Below are 26,017 nucleotides of genomic sequence, written 5' to 3'. Positions count from 1 at the left end.
CAAGGAGCGGGGCCGCGGGAACGCGCCGCGCGGGAACGTCCGTGGCCGACCCGGGGGAGGGCACAGTGACCCGTCACAAGATCGAGGCTGCCACCAGGCCCAGCGCCACCCGGGCCAGGGCCGCGCATCCGGAGTCGCCGGCCGTGGCCGAAGCCCCCACCGGGCCGTTCCCGGTCCGGCCGGGCGAGGACCCGTGGACCGACGCGGAGGTCGCCGAGCTGCACCAGGAGCTGGCGGACGCGGCGGCGGAGCTGCGGGCCGAGATCACCGCCTCCGAGGAGGCGGTCAGCGGTCTGATGCGGGACTCCGGCGACGGTGCGGGCGACGACCAGGTCGACGCCGGGACCAAGAACATCTCCCGCGAGCACGAGCTCTCGCTGGCCGCCAACGCCCGCGACATGCTGGCCCAGACCGAGCGGGCGCTGGCGCGGATGGGGCAGACCGGCTTCGGCCTGTGCGAGTCCTGCGCCGAGCCGATCGGCAAGGCCCGGGTCCAGGCCTTCCCCCGGGCCACCCTCTGCGTGCAGTGCAAGCAGAAGCAGGAGCGCCGCTAGCTTCCGCGGGCAGTGCCTCGGCGGCGGCGCGGACCCGTCCGCGCCGCCGCTCGGGCGTACCGTACGCTCGACCACGGAAGTCCACCCGACTCGGTTCAGCGGAGCGCATCATCAGCACCCCAGGTTTCCAGAAGGCCCCGGCGGACGACGCTGCTGCTGCCGCGAGCGAGCCCGACGCGGTCGAGTCCGGCGTGACTGAGTCCGGCGCAGCCGAGACCGGCGCGACGCGGGCGCCGGGTCGGCGCAAGCGCAGGATCGGCGTCCTGCTCTCCGTCGCCGTGCTCGCCTATCTGCTCGACCTCGGCAGCAAACTGCTGGTGGTGGCGAAGCTCGAATACCACGACCCGATCCGGATCGCCGGCGACTGGGTGATGCTCGCGGCCACCCGCAATCCCGGCGCGGCCTTCGGCATGGGCGCGGCGATGACCATCGTCTTCACCCTGATCGCCGCCACCGTGGTCGTGGTGATCAGCCGGCTGGCCCGCAAGCTCTACAGCCTGCCCTGGGCGATCGCGCTGGGCCTGCTGCTCGGCGGCGCCTTCGGCAATCTGACCGACCGGGTCTTCCGCTCGCCCTCGGTGTTCCGCGGCGAGGTCGTCGACTTCATCTCGGTGAAGCACTTCGCGGTGTTCAACCTCGCCGACTCGGCGATCGTCTGCGGCGGCATCCTGGTGGTGCTGCTCTCCTTCCTGGGCACCAACCCGGACGGGACGATGCTGCGCGACGCCAAGGCCGCCGCCCCGACCGTCGCCGAGTCCGCCGCCGAGCCCGAGCCGGTCCTCAAGCCCGGGCAGACCCCTGATTCCCAGGCCTGATGGCGGGGCCAGCCCCGCCGGTCCGGCATACTCGTTCAGGTGAGCACCGTTCCGCAGATCCGAAACCTTCCCGTACCCGACGGCCTTGAGGGCGAGCGTGTCGACGCCGCCATCGCCCGCATGTTCGGGTTCTCCCGCACCAAGGCCGCCGAGCTGGCCGCGGAGGGCAAGGTCACGCTGGACGGTTCCCCGGTCGGAAAGTCGGACCGGGTGATGGCCGGGTCCTGGATGGAGGTCGAGATCCCGGCCCCGCCCGCGCCGGTGCAGATCGTCGCCGAACGCATCGACAACATGCGGATCGTGCACGACGACGAGCACATCGTCGTGGTGGACAAGCCGGTCGGCGTCGCCGCCCACCCCAGCCCCGGCTGGACCGGACCCACCGTCATCGGCGGCCTGGCCGGAGCCGGCTACCGGATCTCCACCTCCGGCGCCGCCGAGCGCCAGGGCGTGGTGCACCGCCTGGACGTCGGCACCTCCGGCCTGATGGTGGTCGCCAAGTCGGAGATCGCCTACACCTCGCTGAAGGCGCAGTTCCGCGACCGGGTGGTCGAGAAGAAGTACAACGCCCTGGTCCAGGGCCACCCCGACCCCATGTCCGGCACCGTGGACGCCCCGATCGACCGGCACCCCAGCAGCGACTGGAAGTGGGCCGTGGTCGCCAGCGGCAAGCCGTCGGTCACCCACTACGACCTGATCGAGGCGTACCGGGCGGCCTCGCTGCTGGACATCAAGCTGGAGACCGGCCGCACCCACCAGATCCGGGTGCACATGTCCGCGCTGCGCCACCCCTGCGTCGGCGACATCACCTACGGCGCCGACCCGACCCTGTCGAAGCGGCTGAAGCTGACCCGGCAGTGGCTGCACGCCGTCGAGCTGGGCTTCCAGCACCCCTCGGACGGGGAGTGGGTGCAGTTCCGCACCGAGTACCCCGAGGACCTCTCCCGCGCCCTGGAGATCATCAGTGCCGAAAGCTGACATCCGCGTCGCGGTCACGGCCGCGGACCTGGCGATCGTTTACGCCATCCGCCGCGAGGTCTTCATCGTCGAGCAGAGCGTCCCCGAGGACGTGGAGCTGGACGAGCTCGACGCCACCTCGGTCCATGTGCTGGCACTGGACCAGGACGGCACCCCGCTCGGCACCGGCCGGCTGATCCACGGTCCGCAGGCGCTGGCGATCACCGGCCGCGCGGGCGTCGTGCTGCTCGGCCGCCTCGCCGTGTTGAAGCGGGCCCGCGGCACCGGCCTGGGCGCGGCGCTGGTCCGTGCCATCGAGGACGAGGGCCGGGTCCGCGGCGGGACCGAGCTGGAGCTGCACTCCCAGGTCCACGCGCTGGGCTTCTACGAGCGCCTCGGCTATGTCGCCGAGGGCCCGGTCTACCCCGACGGCGGTATTCCGCACCGCACGATGACCCGCTCCCTGGCAGGCTGAAGGCAGCAAGTCCGCGCAGGGGAGAGGAACCGCCGGCAGCATGGCTCAGCTGATGCTTCTCTTCTTCGTGCTGCTGGCCGCCATCGTCACCACCCCGCTCGCCGGGCGGATCGGGCTGCCGCAGCCGGTGCTGATGACCCTGATCGGGATCGTGCTCGCGGTGATCCCCTGGGTGCCCAACATCGCCCTGGAACCGGACCTGATCCTGCCGCTGGTGCTGCCCCCGCTGATCTACGCGGCGGCCCAGCGCTCCACCACCCGCTACTTCAAGGCCAACTACCGGGTCATCCTGCTGCTCGCGGTCGCCCTGGTGCTGGTCACCACGGCGGTGGTGGCCCTCGCCGTGCACTGGATCATGCCGGTGCTGCCGCTCGGCGCGGCCATCGCGCTGGGCGCGATCATCTCCCCGCCGGACCCGATCGCCGCCGCCGCGGTGGCCGGCAGCGTCGGCCTGCCGCGCCGGCTGATGGGCATCCTGGAGACCGAAGGCCTGTTCAACGACGTCACCGCACTGGTGGTGTACGGGCTGGCGGTGGACGCGGTGGTCAGCGGCGAGTTCTCCACCCTGGGCGCGATCGAACGGCTGGTGCTCTCGGCGGTGCTCGCCCTGGTCATCGGGATCGCCCTGGGCTGGCTCAGCGGGCGGGTGATGTCCCTGCTCGACGATCCGACGCTGCAGGTCGCGCTCAGCCTGCTGGTCCCCTTCGCCGCCTATTCGCTGGCGGAGGAGGCGCACGGCTCCGGCGTGCTCTCGGTGCTGGTCTGCTCGCTCTGGATCAACGACCGGACGGTCGGCGCGGACGACGTCGGCTACCGGCTGGTCGGCGCCGCCTTCTGGGACGTGGTGGAGCTGCTGATCTCCGGCATGGCCTTCGGCCTGATCGGCCTGGAACTGGCCAGCGTCCTGGCCGAGGCGGGCAGCGACTGGACCGGGATGCTCGGCGACGCGGCGCTGGTGATCGTGGTCGTGGTCGGCGTCCGGCTGCTCTGGCTGCTCCCCGGCTCCTGGGTCACCGCCCGCTGGGACCGCCGCCGCGGCGAACGCGAGGAGGCCACCCCGCTGAGCTGGCGCGAGTCCACCGTGCTGTGGTGGTCCGGAATGCGCGGCGTGGCCTCGGTGGCGCTGGCGCTGGCCATCCCGCTCACCGTGAAGGACGGCACGGCGTTCCCGGGCCGGAACGAGATCGTCTTCATCGCCTTCTGCGTGGTCCTGTTCACCCTGCTGGTGCAGGGCATGTCGCTGTCCTGGGTGGTCCGCAAGCTCCACCTCAGCCGTGACGAGGACGCCGAGGACGCCGCCGAGCGGCAGCTCTGGTACCGGGTCTCCAAGGCCGGGCTGCGCCGGCTGAAGGAGCTGGCCTCGGCCGACGAGCTGCCCGACGACCTGGTCGACCGGCTCAGGGCCCGCCAGACCGACCGGCTGGCCCGGGCCCGCCCGGACATGTACGACGAGGACCAGCGCCGCGAGCTGAAGGAGCGGGTCCAGCAGGTCCGCCGGTTCCAGGAGGTCGAGGCGGAGATGCTGGCGGCCGGTCGCGCCGAGATGCAGCTGGCCCGGATGGAGCCCGGCGCCGACCCGGAACTGGTCGACCGGGTCATCCGCACTCTCGACCTCCGCAGCGCCCCGCGGTAGCGGGCCCGAGGTTTCAGGCCTGAACCGCGAGGCGATTCACCGGTCGGCCAGGCGTTCGAGCAGGGCCCGGGGCCGGTAGGGGACGGCCTCGGCGAGGGAGATGACGGTGCTGGTCCGCTCGACCCCGTCGATGGCGAGGATCGCCTTGGTGATCCGGTGCAGGTCGGCGGTGTCCCTGGCGACGACGCGCGCGAGCAGGTCGGCGTCCCCGGTGATGTAGTGGACCTCGATCACCTCGGGGAGCGCGAGCAGTCCCTCATGGACGCCGTCCGGTTCGGACTGGCTCATCGCCAGGGAGACGAAGGCCACCAGCCCGTAGCCGAGGGCGGCGGGGTCCAGGCGCCTGCTGAAGTTCTTGATTGCATGCTCGGCGGCCATCCGTCGCAACCGGGCGTGCACGGTGTTCCGGGCCACGCCCAGGGTCTGCGCCAGCGCCAGGATCGTCGCGTCCGGATCGGCGTCCAGGGCCAGCACGATTCGGGCGTCCAAGGTGTCCAGCAGTGTCATACCAGGCATTTTGTCATGTGATTCAGCTTCTGTTGAGCATCTGTCGCACTCAATGAGGACTGTATTGCGCGAATGCCCAGGCGCATGGTCTAGATGGCGGGACCTTGCAGCTTGCACCTCGGACGAAGGACTGCCGCCATGGCCTCGAAGACGCCCCCCGCCGGCCGGAGCGGATCCGGGACCGTGGTCGTGGCCGCCGGGATCGCCGCCGGACTGCAGGTGTGGAAGCTGCCGCCCGCGCTCCCGTTCCTGCGGGCCGACCTGTCGCTGACCCTGGTCCAGTCCGGAACCCTGCTGGGGATCATCCAGCTGGCCGGGATGCTCGGCGGCCTTGCCATCTCGTTCCTGGCCGAGACGCTCGGCGAGCGACGCTGCCTGAGCGGGGGACTGGTCCTGCTGGCCCTCGGATCGGCCGGTGGCGGATTCGCCGGGTCGGCGACCCCGCTGCTGGCCTCCCGGGCGGTCGAGGGCGCCGGGTTCATCCTGGTGGCGGTGACCGGCCCGGGGCTGATCCGCCGCTGCACCCCAGCGGCCCGGCTCACCACGGTGATGGGCTTCTGGGCCGCCTTCCAGGGCATCTCCACCTTCACCGGGCTCATCGCGGGCGCGCTGGTCCTGCAACTGGTCCCGTGGCAGGTGTGGTGGTGGGCCATGGCCGCCGTCGCGCTGGCGCCGCTGCCCTGGGTCCTGGCCCTGGTGCCCCGCGACCAGACCGGCGGTGCGGGCGGTGCGGGCGGTGCGGGGCCTGCGCTCAGCCGCATCGGGCGTACCGTGCGCTCGGCCGGCCCATGGACCGCCGGCCTGGTCTTCGCCTGCTACACCCTCCCGTGGATGGCCGTGGTGGGGTTCCTGCCCACGATCTACCGCGACAGCGGGATGACGGGCAGTCGGCCGGGTCTGCTCAGCGCGCTGGTCGGTGCGGCGAACGCGGTCGGCTCGATCACCGCCGCGGCACTCCTCCGGCGCGGCGCGCCCGCCCGGGCTCTGCTCGTCCCCGCCTTCGCCCTGATGGCCGCCGCCTCCGTGCTGGCCTTCGCCCCGGACTGGCGGACGCTGCCCACCGGCGCCACCGGGCAGTTCCTGTGCGTCGCGGCCTTCTCGCTGACCGGCGGCGCGATACCGGCGACCCTGCTGCGGATGGCCGCGGAACTGGCCCCGGACGGCGGCTCCGCGCCGGCCGCGCTGGGGCTGATCCAGCAGCTCTTCAACGCCGGCAGCTTCGCCGGGCCCGCCGTCGCCGCCTGGCTGGCCACGCGTAGCGGCGGCTGGCACTCCACCTGGTGGATGACCTGCGCCTGCGCCGCCGCGGGCATCGTCCTCAGCCTGCGCCTCCGTCCCCGGCCCGGCGCGGACCACGACGGCCATCGCTGAAAACTGGACAATTCGGTATACTTGGTATAGTTCCCCTTGTGTCATGGGTTACATTTCCATATTTTCCTGATGGTTCATCAGAAATGGCTGACGCACCGTCAACTCCGGGGGTTGTCAGTGCATCCATAAGATGACGCAGCGTCAGATACCCATGGCGAAAGGGACTTTGCGCGATGAATGCCGATTCCGTGCGCCCCCCGGGAGGGCTAGCATCGACCGGGTTGCTTACGAGATGAGGATTCATGACCACGGCCGTGTACGACCCGGAACTGGAAGACGCCACCGCTCCCAGCGGGCTCGCGCTGTTCCCGGGACGCCCCGCACACGCCCCGCGGACCCTGATCGACATCCTGGACGCGGCCGTCGCGGCCCACCCCGGCGAGCCCGCGCTCGACGACGGCCGCACCTCGCTCAGCTACCGCGCCCTCGCCGCCGAGGTGGACGCGCTGCGCCGGACCCTCGGCGCGGCGGGGGTCGGCCGCGGCGACCGGGTCGGCATCCGGGTCCCGTCCGGGACCGCCGACCTCTACCTCTGCATCCTCGCCGTGCTCGCCGCCGGCGCCGCCTACGTCCCGGTGGACGCCGAGGATCCGGACGAGCGCGCCGCGCTGGTGTTCGGCGAGGCCGGGGTTCGCGCCGTGCTCGGCGCCGACCGCGAGCTGACCCTGTTCCCCACGCCGGGCTCGGTCGCCGCGCCCGCCGTGGACTCCCGTCCCGCCGGCCGCCCCGAGCTGACCGACGACGCCTGGATCATCTTCACCTCCGGCTCCACCGGAAAGCCCAAGGGCGTCGCGGTCACCCACCGCAGTGCCGCCGCCTTCGTCGACGCCGAGGCCGCGCTGTTCCAGCAGGAGGAGCCGATCGGCCCCGGCGACCGGGTGATGGCCGGCCTCTCGGTGGCCTTCGACGCCTCCTGCGAGGAGATGTGGCTGGCCTGGCGCTACGGCGCCTGCCTGGTCACCGTCCCCCGGGCCCAGGTCCGCAGCGGCGCCGACCTCGGCCCCTGGCTGGTGGAGCAGGAGATCACTGTGGTCTCCACCGTGCCCACCCTGGCCTCGCTCTGGCCCGCCGACGCGCTGGGCGACGTCCGGCTGCTGATCTTCGGCGGCGAGGCCTGCCCGCCCGAGCTGGCCGAACGCCTGGCCACCGAGGGCCGCGAGGTCTGGAACACCTACGGCCCGACCGAGGCGACCGTGGTCGCCTGCGCCGCCCCGCTCACCGGCGAGGCCCCGGTCCGGATCGGCCTGCCGCTGGACGGCTGGGAGCTGGCCGTGGTGGACGAGCAGGGCCAGGTCGTCGCCATGGGCCATAGCGGCCAGCTGGTCATCGGCGGGGTCGGCCTGGCCCGCTACCTCGACCCGGAGAAGGACGCCGCGACCTACGCGCCCCTGGAATCCACCGGCTGGGACCGCGCCTACCGCAGCGGCGACCTGGTGCTGGCCCAGCCCGAGGGCCTGGTCTTCCTCGGCCGCGCCGACGAGCAGATCAAGCTCGGCGGCCGCCGGATCGAGCTGGGCGAGGTCGACGCCGTGCTGCAGGCCCTGCCCGGGGTCACCGGCGCCGCCGCCGCGGTCCGTACCGCCCGCAGCGGCAATCAGCTGCTGGTCGGCTACCTGGTCACCGAGGCCGGCTTCGACCAGGACGAGGCGGTCCGCCGGCTCCGGGCCGAGCTGCCCGCCGCCATGGTGCCGCTGCTCGCCCCGGTGGACGACCTGCCGGTGCGCACCTCCGGCAAGGTGGACCGCAACGCGCTGCCCTGGCCGCTGGCCCAGCTGGAGCAGAAGGGCCGCACCGAGCTCTACGGCACCGAGGCCTGGCTGGCCGAGCAGTGGGCCCAGGTGCTGGGCGTGCCGGTCGGCGGGGCCAAGGACGACTTCTTCGCGATCGGCGGCAGCAGCCTGGGCGCGGCCCAGCTGGTCACCCTGATCCGGACCCGCTACGCCGCGATCGCGGTCAGCGACCTCTACCAGGCCCCGGTGCTGCGCGACCTGGCCCGCCGGCTGGAGAAGTCGGCCCAGGGCGGCGGCGCGGTGCGCGAGATCACGCCGACCCCGCGCCGGGCCGGCGTCATCCAGACCCTGCTCACCATCCCGCTGCTCACCGTGGTCGGGCTGCGCTGGACCGTCGCCCTGGCCGCGCTCGGCAGCCTGTTCGGCTGGGGCCTCGGCGCGTCCTGGTGGGCCGTCGTCCCCGCCGCCGTGCTGCTGTGGAGCCCGCTCGGCCGGATCGCGATCGCGGCCGGCGGCGCCCGGCTGCTGCTGCGCGGGGTCGAGGCAGGCAGCCACCCGCGCGGCGGCAGGGTCCACCTGCGGCTCTGGACCGCCGAGCGGCTGGTCGAGCTGAGCGGCGCCACCGCGCTCTCCGGAGCCTGGCTGACCCGCTACGCCCGCGCCCTGGGCGGCAAGATCGGCCCGGACGTCGACCTGCACACCCTGCCGCCGGTCACCGGCATGATCAAGCTCGGCAAGGGCTGCGCGGTCGAGGCCGACGTCGACCTCAGCGGCTGGTGGCTGGACGGCGACCTGCTGCACCTCGGCCCGGTCCGGGTCGGCGCGGGCGCCACCGTCGGCACCCGCAGCATCCTCTTCCCGGGCTCCCGGGTCGGCAAGCGCGCCGAGATCGGCGCAGGATCCGCCGTCACCGGCCAGGTGCCCACCGGCCAGCGCTGGTCCGGCGCCCCGGCCACCAAGACCGGCCGGGCCGACCACGCCTGGCCCAAGGCCCGCCCCGGCCGCACCAACATCTGGGCCGCGATGTACGGGACCAGCGGCCTCGCGCTGACCCTGCTGCCGCTGCTCGCCGCCGTCCCCGCGGTGCTGGTCCTCAGCGCCTTCGTGGACCACGGCACGGATCACGGCACCCCCGGCGCGCTGCTGCTGCAGGCGCTGCCGGCCGTCCCGCTGGCCACCCTGGCCGGTTTCCTGACCTACGCCGCCCTGGTCCTGGTCGCCGTCCGACTGCTCGGTATCGGCCTGCGGGCCGGGCACCACCCGCTGCACAGCCGCACCGCCTGGCAGGCCTGGACCGTCATACAGCTGATGGACCTGGCCCGGGGGAGCCTGTTCCCGCTCTACGCCAGCCTGATCACCCCGGCCTGGCTGCGGGCGCTCGGCATGAAGGTCGGCCAGGGCGTCGAGGCCTCCACCGTGCTCGCGCTGCCCAGCATGACCACCGTCGGCGACGGCGCCTTCCTCGCCGACGACACCCTGATCGCCCCCTACGAGCTGGGCGGCGGCTGGCTCCGGATCGACGAGGCCGAGATCGGCGAGCGCGCCTTCCTCGGCAACTCCGGGATGACCGCACCGGGCCGCTCGGTCCCCGATCGCGGCCTGGTCGGCGTGCTCTCGGCCACCCCCAAGAAGGCCAAGAAGGGCAGCTCCTACCTCGGCATGCCGCCGATGAAGCTGCCCCGCCGGGCCCAGGGCGGCGACCAGAGCCTCACCTACGCCCCGTCCGCCCGGCTCCGCCGGATGCGCGGCACGGTGGAACTGTTCCGGATCGTCCCGGTGATGATCTCGGTCGCGCTGGGCCTGAGCGTGCTCGCCGTGCTGGCTGATGTGATCCGCAGTGTCGGCGGCGGCCTCGGCGGGCTGCTGCTCGCCGCGGTCTGCTCCGGCGCGGTCCTGCTCGCCGCCGGGCTCGCCGCCTGCGCGGTCTCGCTCGCCGCCAAGTGGCTGCTGGTCGGCCGCTTCCGGGCGGTCGAGCACCCGCTCTGGAGCAGCCACGTCTGGCGCAACGAACTCGCCGACACCTTCACCGAGGTGCTGGCCGCCCCCTGGCTGCTGAACTCGGTCCCCGGCACCCCGATCCTCAACGCCTGGCTGCGCGGCCTCGGCGCCCGGATCGGCCGCGGCGTCTGGACCGAGAGCTACTGGCTGCCCGAGGCCGACCTGGTCACCCTGGGCGACGGGGTCAGCGTCAACCGCGGCTGCGTGATCCAGACCCACCTCTTCCACGACCGGATCATGCGGATGGACACGGTGATCCTGCAGGAGGGCGCGACGCTCGGCCCGCACGGTATCGTCCTGCCCGGGGCCGTCATCGGCGCCCGCACCACCCTGGGCCCCGCGTCCCTGGTGATGCGCGGCGAATCCGTCCCGGCGGACAGCCGCTGGCTCGGCAACCCCATCGCCCCCTGGGTCGCCGCCACCGAGCAGCCCTCCCTCACCCCCGCAGCGGAGCAGAACAGCATTGAGCCCCAAGCAGTCGTCGCCGGCCCCCCACTCACCGCAGCTGCTCGCTGACCCCTACTTCCCGAGCCACGGCGACGCCCGCTTCCACGTCCACCGCTACGAGCTGGCGCTCGACTACCGTCCCGCGCCCAACCGGCTCACCGGCAGCGCCCGGCTGACCTGCCTCAACGGGTCCGCGCCGCTGGCTGAGGCGGTGCTGGACTTCTCCGACTTCCGGATCTCCAAGATCCTGGTCGACGGCCGGGCCGCGCGCTGGACCCACCGGGCCGGCAAGCTGCGGCTGCGCCCGGCGCGCCCGCTCGCGGCCGGGGCGGCGTTCACCATAGAGGTCGGCTACAGCGGCAACCCGCGCCCGATCCGCAGCGAATGGGGCACGCTGGGCTGGGAGGAGCTGGAGGACGGCTCGCTGGTCGCCAGCCAGCCGATCGGCGCCCCGTCCTGGTACCCGTGCAACGACCGGCCCGCCGACAAGGCCGCCTACCAGGTCTCGGTGACCGCCCCCAGCCCGTACACCGTGGTCGGCAACGGCCGGCTGCTCACCCGCACCGTCCGGGCCGGGGCCACCACCTGGGTCTACGACCAGCCGGCGCCCACCGCCAGCTATCTGGCCACGGTCCAGGTCGGCCACTACCAGCAGCTGCTGCTCGCGGCGGGCCCGGTGCCGCAGACCGTCTACGCCCCGGCCCGGCTCACCGCCGCCTGCGTCACCGACTTCGCCCGGCAGCCCCGGATGATGGACCTCTTCACCGAGCTGTTCGGCCCCTACCCCTTCGGCGAGTACGCCGTGGTGGTCACCGACGAGGAGCTGGACGTCCCGGTCGAGGCCCAGGGCCTGTCCACCTTCGGCAGCAACCACGTGGACGGCCACCGCGGTTCGGAACGCCTGGTCGCGCACGAGCTGGCGCACCAGTGGTTCGGCAACAGCGTCTCCATCGCCGACTGGCGCCACATCTGGCTGAACGAGGGCTTCGCCAAGTACGCGGAGTGGCTCTGGTCCGAGCACGCGGGGGGGCGTACCGCCGCCCAGCACGCCGCCCACGCCCACAGTGGGCTGCGCGCCCTCCCGCAGGACCTGGTGCTGGCCAACCCCGGCCGCAGCCTGATGTTCGACGACCGGCTCTACCAGCGCGGCGGCCTGGTCATGCACGCGCTGCGCGGCGTCCTCGGCGACCCGTCCTTCTTCGCCCTGCTGCGGGAGTGGGCCACCCTGCACCGCCACGGCGTGGTCACCACCGCCGACTTCACCACCCTCGCCCAACGCCACAGCACCCAACCCCTGCACACCTTCTTCACGGCGTGGCTCTACGCCACGGCGCTGCCGCCGCTGGGGTGATAATTCGGTCATGGACTACGCCCGGATGGTGGAGCTCGCCGACGAGCTCGCGAAGCTGCCCGAGTCATGGGCGGTGGAGATCGCCGGGGACAACGTCATCGTGAGAACGGCCCCGGGCAACCTGCACGAGCTCAACGTCCGGCGAACCGCTGCACCTCGGCGAGTGGGTGCTCGACACCGGCGCGTTCCTGCTCTACACCGAGGGCTGAGCGAGGGCCCGCGACCGCGCCGCCGTGGGGTCGGCCTTCCCGGTGGGGCGGTTCCGCGCCGTCTCGCGGCTGCGCCGCAAGGCGCCAACTGCGCAGGGGAGGGGGGAGCACGGGCCCGGGACGGGGGCTCTGCCGCAGACGCCTTCCGTCCCCCGCCCCGCCGCGGCGACTACGCCGCCGCCCACACCCCCGGCCCCAGCAGGCCCTTGACGTCGCTGGCGAAGCCGCTCTCGGGGTCGACCAGGAAGCCCAGCTCGAAGAGCACGCTCTTGCTGCGGCCCTCCATCAGCAGCCGGACCGGGACCTCGCCCGGGTGCGCCCGCATGGTCCGGCGCAGTTCGGCCACCAGCTGCGGGGTGATCTTCCGCTCCGGGATGTTCAGCTGGATCGGCGGCCGGCCGCCGTGCTCCGCCGAGGAGATGTCCAGCGGGGCCATCTCCGAGCCGAAGATGGACAGCGCGCCGTCCCGCTCGTTCAGCCGGCCCTTGATGGCGACGACGTTGTCCTCGATCAGCTCCTGCTGGATCAGCATGTAGTTCTTGGGGAAGAACAGCACCTCCACCGAGCCGTCGCGGTCGGCCAGGGTGACGATGGCCCAGGCGTTGCCGGCCTTGTTGATCCGCCGGTCCACGCCGGTGATCAGCCCGGCCAGGGTGACCTCGCCCTCGTTGCGGCCGGAGCCCAGCAGCTCGGCGATGGAGACGTCGCGCTTGCGGGAGAGGATGTGCTCCGCGCCGTCCAGCGGGTGGCTGGAGACGTACAGGCCGAGCATCTCCCGCTCCAGGCTGAGCAGGTGCTTGCGGGGCCACTCCCGGTCGGAGAGCTCGAAGTCCAGGCCGATCGAGGTGCTGCTGTCGCCGCCGGTGTCGATCGAGCCGAAGAGGTCGTCCTGGCCGATGGCCTGCTGCTTCTTCAGCCCGGTGACCGAGTCGATGGCGTTCTCGTGCACCGCCGCCAGCGACTGCCGGGTGTGGTTCAGCGAGTCGAAGGCGCCGGCCTTGATCAGCGAGTCGACGGTGCGCTTGTTGCAGACCGGCAGCTCGACCTTGTCCAGGAAGTCGGCGAAGGAGGTGTACTTGCCCTTCTCGCTGCGGGTGCCGACCAGGGACTCGATCACCGGGATGCCGACGTTGCGCACCGCCTTGAGCCCGAACCGGACGTCGTCGCCGACGGCGGTGAAGTCGACCACGGACTCGTTGACGTCGGGGGAGAGGATCTTGATCCCCAGCCGGCGGCACTCGGCGAGGTAGATCGCCATCTTGTCCTTGTCGTCCGACACGGACGTGAGCAGCGCCGCCATGTACTCGGCCGGGAAGTTGGCCTTGAGGTAGGCGGTCCAGTAGGAGACCAGGCCGTACGCGGCGGAGTGCGACTTGTTGAAGGCGTAGCCGGCGAAGGGGACCAGCACGTCCCAGACCGCCTGGATCGCCTCGTCCGAGTAGCCGCGCTCCTTGCAGCCCGCGTGGAACGGGACGAACTCCTGCTCCAGGACCTCTTTCTTCTTCTTGCCCATGGCCCGGCGGAGCAGGTCGGCCTGTCCCAGGCTGTAGCCGGCCAGCACCTGCGCGGCTCGCTGCACCTGCTCCTGATAGACGATCAGGCCGTAGGTGGGGCCGAGCACCTCCCGCAGCGGCTCCTCCAGCTCGGGGTGGATCGGGGTGATCTCCTGCCGGGCGTTCTTGCGGTCGGCGTAGTTGTTGTGCGAGTTCATGCCCATCGGGCCGGGCCGGTAGAGCGCGGAGACGGCGGAGATGTCGGCGAACTCGGACGGCCGCATGGACTTGAGCAGCGCCCGCATCGGCCCGCCGTCCAGCTGGAACACGCCCAGGGTGTCGCCGCGGGCCAGCAGTTCGTACGTGGTCGGGTCGTCCAGGGGCAGGCCCTCGGTGGTGACCTCGACGCCGCGGTTCTGCTTGACGATCTTGATGCAGTGGTCGATGATCCCCAGGTTCCGCAGACCCAGGAAGTCCATCTTGATCAGTCCCATGTTTTCACAGGACGGGTAGTCGAACCCGGTGATGATCACGCCGTCCTTGTCACGGCGGTGCAGCGGGATCAGTTCCAGCAGCGGCGTGGACGAGAGGATCACGGCGGCGGCGTGCACGCCGGTGCCGCGGGTCAGGCCCTCGATGCCCTTGCCGGTGTCGATGATCTTCTTGACGTCCGGCTCGTTCTCGTACATCGCGCGGATCTCGCCGCCCTCGGAGTACCGGGGGTGCTTGTCGTCGAACAGCGCGTAGAGCGGGACGCCCTTGCCCATCACGTCCGGCGGCATGGCCTTGGTGATCCGGTCGCCCATGGAGAAGGGGTAGCCGAGGATCCGGTTGGCGTCCTTGACCGCGGCCTTGGCCTTGATCGTGCCGAAGGTGTTGACCTGCGCGGTGTAGGCCTCGCCGTACTTCTCGGTGACGTAGCGGACCATCTGGTCGCGCTGGCGGTCGTCGAAGTCGATGTCGACGTCGGGCGGGTTGATCCGCTCGGGGTTGAGGAAGCGCTCGAACAGCAGGTCGTGCTCGATCGGGTCGAGCTCGGTGATCCTGGTCAGGTAGGCGACCATGGAACCGGCCGCCGAGCCACGCCCCGGCCCGACCGGGATGCCGTTGTCGCGGGCGTACTGGCAGATGTCGGCGACCACGAGGAAGTAGGCGTCGAAGCCCATCGGGGAGATGACGCCCATCTCCAGCTCGATCCGGTCCAGCACGTCCTGGCCCGGGTTGCCGCCGTAGCGGACCTGCAGCCCGGCCTCGATCTTCTTGCGCAGGAACGAGGACTGGGTCTCGCCCTCGGGCACCTCGAACTGCGGCATCCGGTCGACGTAGGTGAAGACCTCGTCGTAGGACTGCACCCGCTCGCCGATGGCCAGGGTGTTGTCGCAGGCCTCGGGCAGCTCGCGGAACATCTCCCGCATCTGCTCGGCGGTCTTGATGTAGTAGCCGGAGCCGTTGAAGCGGAACCGGTTGGGGTCGTCCTTGTTCTTGCCGACGCCGATGCAGAGCAGGTTGTCGTGCGCGTCGGCCTGGTCCTCGGTGACGTAGTGCGAGTCATTGGTGGCCAGCAGCGGGATGTTCAGGTCCTTGGCGAGCCGCAGCAGGTCCTCGCGGACGTTGCGCTCGATGTCCAGGCCGTGGTCCATCAGCTCCAGGAAGTAGTTCTCCCGGCCGAAGATGTCCTGGTACGCCGAGGCGGCCTTGATCGCCTCCTCGTACTGGCCGAGCCGCAGCCGGGTCTGCACCTCGCCGGAGGGGCAGCCGGTGGTGGCGATGATCCCGGCGGCGTTCTCGGCGATCAGCTCGCGGTCCATCCGGGGCTTCATGTAGTAGCCCTCGATGGACGCCAGCGAGGAGAGCTTGAACAGGTTCCGCAGCCCCTGCGCGTTCTCGGCCCACATCGTCATATGGGTGTAGCGGCCGCCGCCGGAGACGTCCTTGCCGCCCTCACCGTCCGCGTTGGCGCTGCGCTGGCCGCCGGGGGCCCAGAACACCGGCTTCTTCTCGAAGCGCGAACCGGGGGCGACATACGCCTCGATCCCGATGATCGGCTTGACCCCGCTCTTGGAGCCGATCTGCTGGAACTCGTACGCCCCGAACATGTTGCCGTGGTCCGACATGGCCACGGCGGGCATGCCGAGCCGCTCCACCTCGCCGATCAGCTTGCCGTTCTTCGCGGCCCCGTCCAGCATCGAATATTCGGTGTGAACATGCAGGTGAACGAAGCTGTCGGCCACGGTGAGGGCGCTCCTCGGGCTGGGGGCGGGTGCGGGGAAGGCTCCACCCTAGCGCGCGATCAGGCTCTGCCGGGACCGTCCGGAGCAGGTGTCTCGGAGGGCGTCTGCGAAGGGTTTTCGGCCGGCGGTCCCGGCGCCTGCCAGGGCGGCGGGGGCAGCTTCGGACGGGGCGTGAAGAGGGCGGTGAGGCCCATCAGCGCGATCAGCGCGACGATCGGCCAGATCAGCACCACGGCCTTGGTGGTGAGCTGCAGCGGGCCGTAGAAGGTGTGCCCGGTGGGCACCGACTTGGCCAGTTTCAGCACCGCCGCCTGGTACGCCGTGGCCGACTTCGGGCCGCCCCAGCCGAGGTAGCTGCCGAGCAGCCCGCCCGCGGCCAGGCCGACGGCGACCGCGATGCCGCCCTGCCGGGCCCGGGTGACCAGGTAGGCGAGCGCTCCGGACAGCAGCCCGAAGCCGGCCCCGAGCAGCGCGAAGGTGCCGTCGGCGCCGATCGCCTGCTCGCCCTCGGGGTCGTTCAGGTAGACCGCGGTGGTGTCCGAGTGCAGCGGCACCTTGGGCGCCAGCCAGTGCCAGCACTGCCCCATCAGCAGGCCGAGCAGGGCGCCGCCGGCGATCAGCAGCACGGCCCACAGCAGTTCGCCGCCCAGGGCGCGCAGAGTGCGGGCCGGGCGGGCGGGGGCCTGGTCGGGCGGTGCGGGGAAGTCCTGGAAGGTGTCAGGGAGCGTCACGGCGCCATCGTCCCACGGGCGTCCTCAGGGTCGGGTGGCGGCACGGCGGTAGGCCCAGGTGGCCAGGGCCAGCGAGAGCACGCCGACCGCCGCGCAGACGCCGAGATCGCCCGCGACCGCGGCCCAGTCCGGCCGCGGCGCGAAGGTACGGGACAGCGCCTCGACGCCGTAGGTGGACGGCAGCAGGTCCCGGACCCACTGGATCGCGGTCGGCATGTGGCTCGGCGGCAGCACCCCGAGCAGCAGCGCCGCCGACATCCCGAGCTGCCCCAGCAGGGTGGCGATCTCCAGCCGGTCGGCGAGCAGTCCGCAGGCGGCGCCCAGGCCCGCCAGCGCGGCCCCGGACAGCGGCACCACCAGCACCAGCACCCACAGGTGGACCCAGCTGAGCTGGAACAGCACACAGCCCACGGCGGCGGTCAGCAGCGTCCCCGGGACGGTGAACGAGGCGTACGCCGCCGCCGTCCCCAGCACCACCGAGGCGGCCGGGACCGGCAGCGTGGCGTAGTGGTCCAGGCCGCCGCCGGCCCGGAGCCGGCCGAAGTACTGCGCCAGCAGGTTGAGCGCGACGAAGGCCACCACCAGCACGCTGGAGCCGGCCACCACGTCCCGGACCGCCTCGGTGTCGTCGGTGCTGACCACCCCGCGCATCATCACCATGATCCCGAGGGACTGGAAGGTGGCGACGAACAGCAGCGGGATCCTGGACACCCGGGCCCGGGAGAGCTGGGCCCGGTAGACCGCGCCCAGCGCGGGCAGCAGCGCGGCGCGGGGCGCGAGCACGGCTGCGGTGCTCGTCGGGGCCGCACTCAACGGGGCGGTACTCATCGGGCGAGTCCTTCGTGTCGGCCGCCGAGCAGCAGGTAGACGTCCTCCAGGCTGGGGGTGCTCAGCGAGAAGTCGTCCAGGGCGGCGAAGGCCGGGCCCGAGGTGACCTCGGCGACCAGCTCGCGGGCCTCCTCCGGGGTGGTCCGCACGGTCCAGCGGCGGCCGTTCCTGACCGCGCGCGCGGCCAGGGCGACCACCAGCGGGAGGTCCCGCGGGGCCTCCTCGCGCCAGACCAGGTCGAGCCGGACGTCGCCGTCCACCAGGGCCTTGAGGCCGCCGGGGGTGTCGCAGGCGATGATCCGGCCCTCGTCGACCACGGCCACCCGGTCCAGCACGGTCTCCGCCTCGATGACGTTGTGGGTGACCAGCAGCACGGTCACGCCCTGCTCGCTGCGGCGGCGGTCCAGGGCGGCCCAGACCGCGCGGCGGGCCACCGGGTCCATGCCGGTGGTGGGCTCGTCCAGGACCAGCAGCGGGCGCTCGCCGACCAGCACCGTGGCGAAGCAGGCGAGCCGGCGCTGCCCGCCGGAGAGCTTGGCCAGCGGCCGGTCGGCGATCGGTTCCAGGGCCAGCTCGGCGAGGACGGCGTCGCGTTCGGCCCTGGCTTGAGGCTGGCTGAGGCCGCGGAGCCGGGCGGTGGTCTCCACGGCGAGGGAGACGGTGAGCTCGTCCAGCGCGGTGGACTCCTGGCCCAGGTAGCCGAGCAGCCGGGCGGCCCGCTCCGGGTGGCGGACGATGTCGTGGCCGAGGATGTCGATGCTGCCGCGATCGGGCCGGAGCAGCCCGGTGAGCTGGCGGACCAGGGTGGACTTGCCGGCCCCGTTGGGCCCGAGCAGCCCGAAGACCTCGCCGCGGCGGATCTCCAGGGAGATGTCGCTGTTGGCGAGGACGGCGCGGGTCTTCGCCCCGCGGCCGGTCCGGTACTCCTTGGTCAGGCCGCGGACGCTTGCGCATGCCACCACGGGGGGAGCTTCGGTGTCCACGGGGCCTGACTGTACCGCCCGGTTTGCACGATCCCGTCCAGCGGTGCCCCGTCCGATTCCCGACGGACCGCTGCAGCCCCCCAGGGGCGCGGGGAACTGCGCGAACAGCAACCGTCCGCGACGGTCACCTTCAGTCGTCCACCATCACCCCGTCCCCACCCGGCACCCGCCCCGCCAGCTCCCGCCAGAACCCCGCCCTGATGGCGTAGCGGTCGTGCTCGTCGATCTGGTCGTCCTTGTGGGCGAGGAGCCCGAACCTCGCCGCGTACCGCAATAGCTCGCCGTCCACCCGGTGCGGGATCCGCGGGTAGTCGGGCCAGAGCACGGTGAGCCGGGCCGGTTCGCCGAGGCGGTCGGTCCAGCGCCGGGCGAACACCTGGCCGACCTCGGTGGGGTCGCCGCCGACCGTGGTGATGTCCTCCTCCCGGTCGGCCCACTTCTGCTCGGCGGTGGTCAGCTGGGCCAGGGTGGGGATGGCGTCGGCCGGGCTGCCGTTCTCGCCCTGCCGGTCGACCAGCCCGCGCTCGGAGGACCAGCGCAGCAGCGAATGCGCCGGGGGAGCGGGCGGCGCGGCCGCGCCGCGCCCGGAGCTGAGCCCGGCGGCGATCTCCTTGGGCGTCGGCACCTTGGACGCCGCCGACGCCCCCGCAGCGGCCGACACCGCCGCCGGCACCGGTTTGGCCGCGGTCTGGCTCCCGGCCGCGGCGGCCAACTCCGGCGGCAGGTCGGGGACGGCGGTCGGCTGCGGCGCGGACAGGATCTTGGCGAACTCGGGCCGGGGATCGGCCGGCGCGCAGTACGCGGCGACCTCCCGCAGCCGCACCGAACGGGTGATCCATTCGCGGTCCAGCACCCGGCGCTCGTCGGCCTCGGCGACCAGGTCCTCGGACTGGTTGAAGTCCCCGTCGGCGGCCTGCACCGCCCACAGGTGCACCGCCACCCCGTAGTCCTTGGCCGCGGTCATCCCGGGCAGCAGGTCGCCGTCCCCGGTGACCAGCACCACGTCCGCGCAGGCCCGGTTGCGGGCCAGCTCGGACAGCTCGGCGTGCATCGCCGCGTCCACGCCCTTCTGCACCATCCGGCCCTCGGCCCGGGTCAGCGCGCCGAGCCGGACGGTCACCCGGGGCATCACCCGCAGCCGCCGGTGCTCCGGCAGCGGACGGCGGTCGGGGGCGGCGTCGAACCAGTAGATCCGCAGCAGCGGCAGCCCGGTCTCGGCCTCGGCGCGTTCCCGCAGCTGTCCGATCAGCTCGCCGAGCTCCACGGTGATCCGGGACCGCGAGCTCTCCCCGGCGAGCAGGCTGGCGGCAGCCCCGAGCAGGTATCCGGCATCCACCAGCACGACACAGCGGTCCACGTCCCACACCAGCTTTCTTGGGTCCACAACTTCAGGCCCATACCCAACGCGAACGCAGCGTATCCGGCAGGGGAGGCGAGCCGACCCGTACGCGCGGGTGACAATGGATTCCGACAGGGATCGGCGACAGGGCGGTACGGGAGATCATGCGGAGAAGGTCGGCGGCGCTGCTGCTTTCGGGCGCGCTTGCGGTGGGCGTCCTGGTGATCCCCTCGATCCAGCGGCACGAGTCCAGCGGCGACGCCAGGATCCTCGGGGTCTCGGTCAACGGCGACAACTCGGTCGTGCTCGGGCCGGCCGGCAGCTCGGAGATCGTCTTCAGCATCACCGCCGAGGACGACTCGGGCATCAGCTCGGTCGACCGGGTGGGCCTGTGGGGCCCGAGCACCTCGGTGCTCCCGGCCAGTGCCACCCACTGCGTCGCCAAGACCGCCAAGATCTCGGTGTGCACCGGGACCTCCTCGGTGGACGTCGCCAAGAAGCAGATCTTCGACGACATGGCCGGCCAGTGGTACGTCCAGGCGACCGTGCACGCGCACGACGGGGACGAGCTGACCAAGGAGAAGGCGGGCTCCTTCTCGATCAAGAAGGACGGTGTGCTCACCGAGTACGGCGCGCCGCACACGGCGCCCAAGGGCTCCCTGATCGGCATCGGCGGCCAGCTGAAGAAGCCGGACTGGGACAGCGGGGTCTGGGTGTCCAACACCAAGCAGCCGGTGCAGGTGCAGTTCTGCCCCAAGAACTGCGTCAGCCCCACCGTGGTCGCCGAGACCACCACGGACGAGAACGGGATGATCGCCGTCAACGTCAGGACCACCGTGACCGGGGTCTACACCCTGATCTACGCCGGGGCCTACTGGGCCGAGCCGGTGCGGTCCACCCCGGCCCAGGTCACCGTCGAATAGCCGCCCGCCGCAGAGGGACTCAGTTGGGGTTGAAGGCCTGCCGGGTCAGCTCCACGGCCGGCAGCGAGGGCAGCTTCGCCAGCACCGCGTTCTCCCGCCGCAGCAGTGCCAGCTCGTCGGTGAGCCGCTCCACCGCCGAGCCCGCCGCGAGTAGCCGCTGCTTGTCGCCGGTGTCCAGCACCGACGCGGCGGCCACCAGGTAGGACAGCACCATCGGGTCGTCCGGAAGCTCCTGCAGCCCGGCGACGCTGCTCTCCCTGGCCCCGGCCAGGCGCTTCTGGTAGGCCCGGAACATCCGCTCCACGGCCTGCCCGAGCACGGTCGCCTCGTCGCCCGGCACCTCGGTCATCCGTTCGACCTCGGCGGTGAGATAGGGGCCGGTCGCGTCGAAGGACTCCACCCGGAACCGGGTGGTCCCGGTGGCGATCAGGTCGTAGCCGCCGTCCTTGCGCTGCTCGACCGAGGCGATCTCGGCGACGCAGCCCACCTCGTACAGGGCGTGCGCCGGGTCGGAGCCGAGCCCGGCCAGGGCCTGGTTGCCCGCGTCCACGCCGGTCGGGGCGACGTCGCGGCCGTCCCTGATCGCGACCACCCCGAAGCGGTACGGCTCGGGGCCCGCGACCAGGTCGGCCACGAGCCGGCGGTAGCGCTCCTCGAAGACGTTGAGGGGCAGCACCAGGCCCGGGTAGAGCACCGTGCCCAGGGGGAAGAGGGGGAGCCGTTCGGTCACGAGCGCAAGAGTACGGGTCGGCGGACCCCCCATGTGCCGGGCCCGTACCGGGGCGTCCCACAAAGTGGTACAGCGGAACGGAGGTTTCCGCTGCTCCGTAGACTGGGGCCTGTGATTTCGCGAATCGACCTCAGAGGATCCCTCGACGACCCGCGCGCGGTCCTCCCGCGCGCCGAGCTCGACGTCGAGGCGGCGGTGGAGCGGGTGCGGCCCATCTGCGAGGACGTACGCCATCGCGGCACCGAGGCGCTGATCGAGATCACCGAGCGCTTCGACGGGGTGCGGCTCAGCTCGATCCGGGTGCCCAGGGCGGCCGTCGACGCCGCGCTGGAGCAGGTCGACCCGGAGATCAGGGCCGCGCTGGAGGAGTCCATCCGCCGGGTCCGGCTGGTCCACCGGGACCAGCGCAGGACCGACCACACCACCCAGGTCGTCCCCGGCGGCACCGTCAGCGAGCGCTGGGTGCCGGTCGACCGGGTCGGCCTCTACGTCCCCGGCGGCCTGGCGCCGCTGTCCTCCTCCGTGGTGATGAACGTGGTCCCGGCGCAGGAGGCCGGGGTGCCCAGCCTGGCGCTGGCCTCGCCGCCGCAGAAGGAATTCGGTGGCCTGCCGCACCCGACCATCCTGGCCGCCTGCGCCCTGCTCGGGGTGTACGAGGTGTACGCCGTCGGCGGCGCCCAGGCCATCGCCATGTTCGCCTACGGCGCGGGCGAGGGGGCGGACCGCTGCGAGCAGGTCGACCTGGTCACCGGGCCCGGCAATATCTATGTCGCCGCCGCCAAGCGGCTGCTCAAGGGCCGGATCGGGATCGACGCCGAGGCCGGCACCACCGAGATCGCGATCCTCGCCGACCACACCGCCGACCCGCGCCATGTCGCGGCCGACCTGATCAGCCAGGCCGAGCACGACCCCAACGCCGCCTCGATCCTGGTCACCGACTCGCTCGCGCTGGCCGACGCGGTCGAGGCCGAGCTGGTCCAGCAGGTCGCCGCCACCCGGCACGAGGCCCGGGTCCGCGCGGCCCTGTCCGGCAAGCAGTCCGGGATCATCCTGGTCGACAGCGTGGACCAGGGCCTGGCCGTGGTGAACGCCTACGCCGCCGAGCACCTGGAGATCCAGACCGCCGACGCCACCGCCGTCGCCGCCCGGGTCCGCAACGCCGGCGCGGTCTTCGTCGGCGCCTACTCGCCGGTCTCGCTGGGCGACTACGCGGCCGGCTCCAACCACGTGCTGCCGACCGGCGGCTGCGCCTGCCACAGCTCCGGGCTGAGCGTGCAGAGCTTCCTGCGCGGCATCCATGTCGTGGACTACTCCCGCGAGGCCCTGGCCGACGTCGCCAAGCACGTGGTGACCTTCGCCAACGCCGAGGACCTGCCCGGACACGGCGACGCCGTGCGGGCCCGCTTCGACTGGACGGTGCCCGGCGCATGAGGATCGACGACCTTCCGGTCCGGGATGAGCTCAAGGGCAAGTCCCCTTACGGCGCACCGCAGTTGGACGTGCCGGTGCTGCTCAACACCAATGAGAACCCGTATCCGCTCCCTGAGCCTCTGGTCCAGCGGATCGCCGAGCGGGTGGCCGAGGCCGCCCGCAGCCTCAACCGCTACCCGGACCGGGACGCGGTGGAGCTGCGCGAGGGCCTGGCCGCGTACCTGACCCGCTCCACCGGCTTCCCGGTGGCCGGGGAGCAGGTGTGGGCCGCCAACGGCTCCAACGAGGTGCTGCAGCAGCTGCTGCAGACCTTCGGCGGCCCCGGCCGCAGCGCGCTCGGCTTCGCCCCCACCTACCAGATGCACGACCTCATCTCCCGCGGCACCGGCACCGGTTGGAGCCAGGGGCCGCGCAACGAGGACTTCACCATCGACCTCGACGCGGCCCTGGCGGCCATCGCCGAGCAGCGCCCGGACGTGCTCTTCGTCTGCTCGCCGAACAACCCCACCGGCACCGCCGTCCCGCGCGAGACCGTGCTGGCGCTCTACGAGGCGGCGCAGGCGGTCAAGCCCACGGTGGTGATCGTCGACGAGGCGTACATCGAGTTCTCGCACCAGCCCTCGCTGCTGCCGCTGACCGAGGGCCGTCCGCTGCTGGTGGTGACCCGGACCATGTCCAAGGCCTTCGGCGCGGCCGGGCTGCGGCTCGGCTACCTCGCCGCCGACCCGGCGGTGGTGGACGCGGTGCAGCTGGTCCGGCTGCCCTACCACCTGTCCTCGGTCACCCAGGCCACCGCGCTGGCGGGGCTGGAGTTCACCGACACCCTGCTCGGTTATGTCGAGCGGCTGAAGGCGGAGCGGGACCGGATCGTGGTCGAGCTGCGGGCGATGGGCCTGGAGGTCACCGACTCCGACGCCAACTTCGTCCAGTTCGGCCGGTTCGAGAACGCCCACGCCGTCTGGCAGTCCATCCTCGACCGGGGCGTCCTGGTCCGCGACAACGGCGTCCCCGGGCGGCTGCGGGTCACCGCGGGCACCCCCGCCGAGAACGACGCCTTCCTCGACGCCGTCCGCGCAGTTACCAAGGAGCTTTGAGCAACCATGACCCGTATCGGGCGCGTCGAGCGCACCACCAAGGAGACCTCGGTCAAGGTCGAGATCGACCTCGACGGCCGCGGCAGGACCGACATCAGCACCGGGGTCGGCTTCTACGACCACATGCTGGACCAGCTCGGCCGGCACGGCCTGTTCGACCTCACCGTCAAGACCGACGGCGACCTGCACATCGACACCCACCACACCATCGAGGACACCGCGCTGGCGCTGGGCGCGGCTTTCAAGCAGGCGCTGGGCGACAAGGTCGGCATCTACCGCTTCGGCAACTGCACCGTCCCGCTGGACGAGTCGCTGGCCCAGGTCACCGTGGACCTCTCCGGACGCCCCTACCTGGTGCACGAGGAACCGGCCGGGATGGCGCCGATGATCGGCGCCTACGACACCACCATGACCCGGCACATCTTCGAGTCCTTCGTAGCCCAGGCGCAGATCGCCCTGCACATCCACGTACCGTATGGACGCAATGCCCATCACATTGTCGAGTGCCAGTTCAAGGCGCTCGCCCGGGCGCTGCGGTACGCCAGCGAGCTGGACCCGCGCGCGGCCGGGATCCTTCCCTCGACCAAGGGCGCGCTGTAGCCATGAGCACCTCGACCATCGTCATCCTCTTCCTCGGCCTGTTCCTGCTGGGCGGGGTGATCTCCTTCTGGAAGCAGAAGCTGCCCAAGGGCGTCACCCTGCTGCTCGCCCTCGGCTCCGGCCTCTGCCTGGCCACCGCGGTGCTGAGGATCGCCTAGCCACCGAGAGCCAGCTACCGAGAGCCAGCTAAAGAAAGGCTTGCCCTGATGGCCAAGCGAGTGGTCGTGCTGGACTACGGCTCCGGCAACCTCCGGTCCGCGCAGCGGGCGCTGGAGCGGGTCGGCGCCGAGGTCGAGGTCACCTCCGACTTCCAGACCGCGCTGGACGCGGACGGGCTGCTGGTCCCCGGCGTCGGCGCCTTCGCCGCCTGCATGGAGGGCCTGCGGGCGGTCCGCGGCGAGCGGATCATCGGCCGCCGGCTGTCCGGCGGGCGCCCGGTGCTGGGCATCTGCGTCGGGATGCAGATCCTGTTCGCTCGCGGGGTCGAGCACGGCATCGAGAGCGAGGGCTGCGACGAGTGGCCCGGCACGGTCGAGCCGCTGCAGGCCCCGATCGTCCCGCACATGGGCTGGAACACGGTCAAGGCCGCCGCGGACAGCACCCTGTTCGCCGGCCTGGACGCCGACGCCCGCTACTACTTCGTCCACTCCTACGCCGTCCGGCGCTGGGAACTGGCGCCGATCGAGCAGCTGCGCCCGGCCCGGGTGACCTGGGCCGAGCACGGTGAGCCCTTTGTCGCCGCGGTCGAGAACGGGCCGCTGGCCGCGACGCAGTTCCACCCCGAGAAGTCCGGCGACGCCGGCGCGACCCTGCTGAAGAACTGGATCGACTCGCTGTGAGCACCCCTGGTACCACCGACAAGAAGCTCGTCCTCCTCCCCGCCGTCGACGTCCGCGACGGCCAGGCCGTGCGCCTGGTCAAGGGCGCCTCCGGCTCGGAGACCTCCTACGGCGAGCCGCTCGCCGCCGCGCTGGCCTGGCAGAGCGCCGGCGCCGAGTGGATCCACCTGGTCGACCTGGACGCCGCCTTCGGCACCGGCGACAACCGGGCGCTGCTGGCCGAGGTCATCGGCCGCCTGGACGTGAAGGTCGAGCTGTCCGGCGGCATCCGCGACGACGACTCGCTGCGCGCCGCGCTCGCCACCGGCTGCGCCCGGGTCAACCTCGGCACCGCCGCGCTGGAAGCCCCGGAGTGGGTCGCCAAGGCCATCGCCGAGTACGGCGACCGGATCGCGGTCGGCCTGGACGTGGTCGGCACCACCCTGCGCGGCCGCGGCTGGACCAGCGAGGGCGGCGACCTCTACGAGGCGCTGGCCCGCCTGGACGCCGAGGGCTGCGCCCGCTACGTGGTCACCGACGTCGACAAGGACGGCACCCTCACCGGGCCCAACCTCGAACTGCTGCGCAACGTCTGCGCCGCCACCGACCGCGCGGTGGTGGCCAGCGGCGGCGTGTCCTCGCTGCAGGACCTGCGCGACATCGCCACCCTGGTCGGCAGCGGGGTGGAGGGGCGATTGTCGGGAAGGCCCTCTACGCTCAGGCATTCACCCTCGAAGAGGCACTGGCCACAGTGTCCTGAGGGTCCTTC

The 26,017-nt window shown here is 72.2% G+C and carries 21 protein-coding genes and 1 pseudogene; 15 read left to right on the top strand and 7 right to left on the bottom strand.

Annotation, left to right across the window (positions count from 1 at the left end; all coding sequences use genetic code 11):
- The first annotated feature begins 65 nt into the window (after positions 1–65).
- The 5 genes from ACXKR8_RS12805 to ACXKR8_RS12785 all read left to right on the top strand — a co-directional run bounded on the left by ACXKR8_RS12805 (position 66) and on the right by ACXKR8_RS12785 (position 4,434).
- Positions 66–554 carry a TraR/DksA family transcriptional regulator gene (locus tag ACXKR8_RS12805; RefSeq protein ID WP_458273025.1) on the top strand — a complete coding sequence of 163 codons (489 nt, stop codon included), beginning with the start codon at positions 66–68 and terminating at the stop codon, positions 552–554.
- A 107-nt stretch (positions 555–661) separates the two neighbouring features.
- Complete coding sequence (gene lspA / locus ACXKR8_RS12800; protein WP_458274966.1) at positions 662–1,369, top strand: signal peptidase II; 708 nt, start codon at positions 662–664, stop codon at positions 1,367–1,369.
- A 39-nt stretch (positions 1,370–1,408) separates the two neighbouring features.
- On the top strand, positions 1,409–2,347 hold the full coding sequence (locus tag ACXKR8_RS12795; protein ID WP_458273024.1) for an RluA family pseudouridine synthase: 939 nt from the start codon (positions 1,409–1,411) through the stop codon (positions 2,345–2,347).
- A complete protein-coding gene (locus tag ACXKR8_RS12790) occupies positions 2,334–2,801 on the top strand; it encodes a GNAT family N-acetyltransferase (RefSeq protein WP_458273023.1) in 468 nt (155 codons plus the stop codon). Before ACXKR8_RS12795 ends, ACXKR8_RS12790 begins: the two co-directional genes overlap by 14 nt.
- Positions 2,802–2,841: 40 nt before the next feature.
- A complete protein-coding gene (locus ACXKR8_RS12785) occupies positions 2,842–4,434 on the top strand; it encodes a Na+/H+ antiporter (protein WP_458273022.1) in 1,593 nt (530 codons plus the stop codon).
- A 36-nt stretch (positions 4,435–4,470) separates the two neighbouring features.
- Here the strand turns inward: ACXKR8_RS12785 and ACXKR8_RS12780 are convergent, their stop codons facing one another.
- Complete coding sequence (locus tag ACXKR8_RS12780; RefSeq protein WP_458273021.1) at positions 4,471–4,941, bottom strand: Lrp/AsnC family transcriptional regulator; 471 nt, start codon at positions 4,939–4,941, stop codon at positions 4,471–4,473.
- A 138-nt stretch (positions 4,942–5,079) separates the two neighbouring features.
- On the opposite strand from ACXKR8_RS12780, the gene ACXKR8_RS12775 reads away from it, so the two are divergent.
- The 3 genes from ACXKR8_RS12775 (at position 5,080) to ACXKR8_RS12765 (ending at position 11,838) form a co-directional block, all read left to right on the top strand.
- On the top strand, positions 5,080–6,312 hold the full coding sequence (locus ACXKR8_RS12775) for an MFS transporter (RefSeq protein WP_458273020.1): 1,233 nt from the start codon (positions 5,080–5,082) through the stop codon (positions 6,310–6,312).
- A gap of 242 nt (positions 6,313–6,554) precedes the next feature.
- Entirely contained in the window at positions 6,555–10,556 is a 4,002-nt protein-coding gene (locus ACXKR8_RS12770; RefSeq protein ID WP_458273019.1) for a Pls/PosA family non-ribosomal peptide synthetase, read from the top strand.
- A complete protein-coding gene (locus tag ACXKR8_RS12765) occupies positions 10,504–11,838 on the top strand; it encodes a M1 family metallopeptidase (protein WP_458273018.1) in 1,335 nt (444 codons plus the stop codon). The genes ACXKR8_RS12770 and ACXKR8_RS12765 overlap by 53 nt, the downstream gene beginning before the upstream one ends.
- A gap of 378 nt (positions 11,839–12,216) precedes the next feature.
- Here the strand turns inward: ACXKR8_RS12765 and dnaE are convergent, their stop codons facing one another.
- The 5 genes from dnaE to ACXKR8_RS12740 all read right to left on the bottom strand — a co-directional run bounded on the left by dnaE (position 12,217) and on the right by ACXKR8_RS12740 (position 19,670).
- A complete protein-coding gene (dnaE, locus tag ACXKR8_RS12760) occupies positions 12,217–15,771 on the bottom strand; it encodes a DNA polymerase III subunit alpha (RefSeq protein WP_458273017.1) in 3,555 nt (1,184 codons plus the stop codon).
- Between the two features lie 59 nt (positions 15,772–15,830).
- Positions 15,831–16,502, bottom strand: a complete 672-nt coding sequence (locus ACXKR8_RS12755; protein ID WP_458273016.1) for a hypothetical protein — start codon at positions 16,500–16,502, stop codon at positions 15,831–15,833.
- Positions 16,503–16,526: 24 nt separating this feature from the next.
- Positions 16,527–17,330: an ABC transporter permease gene (locus ACXKR8_RS12750; protein WP_458273015.1), complete on the bottom strand. Its 804-nt coding sequence runs from the start codon at positions 17,328–17,330 to the stop codon at positions 16,527–16,529.
- Entirely contained in the window at positions 17,327–18,292 is a 966-nt protein-coding gene (locus ACXKR8_RS12745) for an ABC transporter ATP-binding protein (protein ID WP_462100481.1), read from the bottom strand. Before ACXKR8_RS12745 ends, ACXKR8_RS12750 begins: the two co-directional genes overlap by 4 nt.
- A 151-nt stretch (positions 18,293–18,443) precedes the next feature.
- Positions 18,444–19,670 (bottom strand): NYN domain-containing protein, encoded by a 1,227-nt coding sequence (locus tag ACXKR8_RS12740; protein WP_458273014.1) that lies wholly within the window; start codon positions 19,668–19,670, stop codon positions 18,444–18,446.
- Between the two features lie 146 nt (positions 19,671–19,816).
- Here ACXKR8_RS12740 and ACXKR8_RS12735 point away from each other — a divergent pair, with 146 nt between their 5' ends.
- Positions 19,817–20,575, top strand: a complete 759-nt coding sequence (locus ACXKR8_RS12735; protein WP_458273013.1) for a hypothetical protein — start codon at positions 19,817–19,819, stop codon at positions 20,573–20,575.
- Positions 20,576–20,594: 19 nt separating this feature from the next.
- On the opposite strand, the gene ACXKR8_RS12730 is transcribed toward ACXKR8_RS12735, so the two are convergent.
- Positions 20,595–21,338 carry an LON peptidase substrate-binding domain-containing protein gene (locus tag ACXKR8_RS12730; RefSeq protein WP_458273012.1) on the bottom strand — a complete coding sequence of 248 codons (744 nt, stop codon included), beginning with the start codon at positions 21,336–21,338 and terminating at the stop codon, positions 20,595–20,597.
- A gap of 78 nt (positions 21,339–21,416) precedes the next feature.
- Between ACXKR8_RS12730 and hisD the strand changes: the two genes are divergently transcribed.
- The 6 genes and pseudogenes from hisD to priA all read left to right on the top strand — a co-directional run bounded on the left by hisD (position 21,417) and on the right by priA (position 26,008).
- Positions 21,417–22,736 (top strand): histidinol dehydrogenase, encoded by a 1,320-nt coding sequence (gene hisD / locus ACXKR8_RS12725; protein WP_458273011.1) that lies wholly within the window; start codon positions 21,417–21,419, stop codon positions 22,734–22,736.
- Positions 22,733–23,830, top strand: a complete 1,098-nt coding sequence (locus tag ACXKR8_RS12720; protein ID WP_458273010.1) for a histidinol-phosphate transaminase — start codon at positions 22,733–22,735, stop codon at positions 23,828–23,830. Before hisD ends, ACXKR8_RS12720 begins: the two co-directional genes overlap by 4 nt.
- 6 nt (positions 23,831–23,836) lie before the next feature.
- The gene (gene hisB, locus ACXKR8_RS12715; protein WP_458273009.1) at positions 23,837–24,430 is read left to right on the top strand and encodes an imidazoleglycerol-phosphate dehydratase HisB; all 594 of its coding nucleotides are present in this window, start codon (positions 23,837–23,839) and stop codon (positions 24,428–24,430) included.
- A 2-nt stretch (positions 24,431–24,432) separates the two neighbouring features.
- Positions 24,433–24,588 carry a hypothetical protein gene (locus tag ACXKR8_RS12710; RefSeq protein ID WP_458273008.1) on the top strand — a complete coding sequence of 52 codons (156 nt, stop codon included), beginning with the start codon at positions 24,433–24,435 and terminating at the stop codon, positions 24,586–24,588.
- A gap of 48 nt (positions 24,589–24,636) precedes the next feature.
- On the top strand, positions 24,637–25,269 hold the full coding sequence (gene hisH, locus ACXKR8_RS12705; RefSeq protein ID WP_458273007.1) for an imidazole glycerol phosphate synthase subunit HisH: 633 nt from the start codon (positions 24,637–24,639) through the stop codon (positions 25,267–25,269).
- A pseudogene (priA, locus tag ACXKR8_RS12700) lies at positions 25,266–26,008 on the top strand (bifunctional 1-(5-phosphoribosyl)-5-((5-phosphoribosylamino)methylideneamino)imidazole-4-carboxamide isomerase/phosphoribosylanthranilate isomerase PriA). Before hisH ends, priA begins: the two are co-directional and overlap by 4 nt.
- The last annotated feature ends 9 nt before the right edge of the window (positions 26,009–26,017 follow it).

The organism is Streptacidiphilus sp. PAMC 29251, from assembly GCF_054208735.2.
Note: the sequence above shows the minus strand (reverse complement) of the source record. Positions and strands in the feature narration are given on the sequence as shown.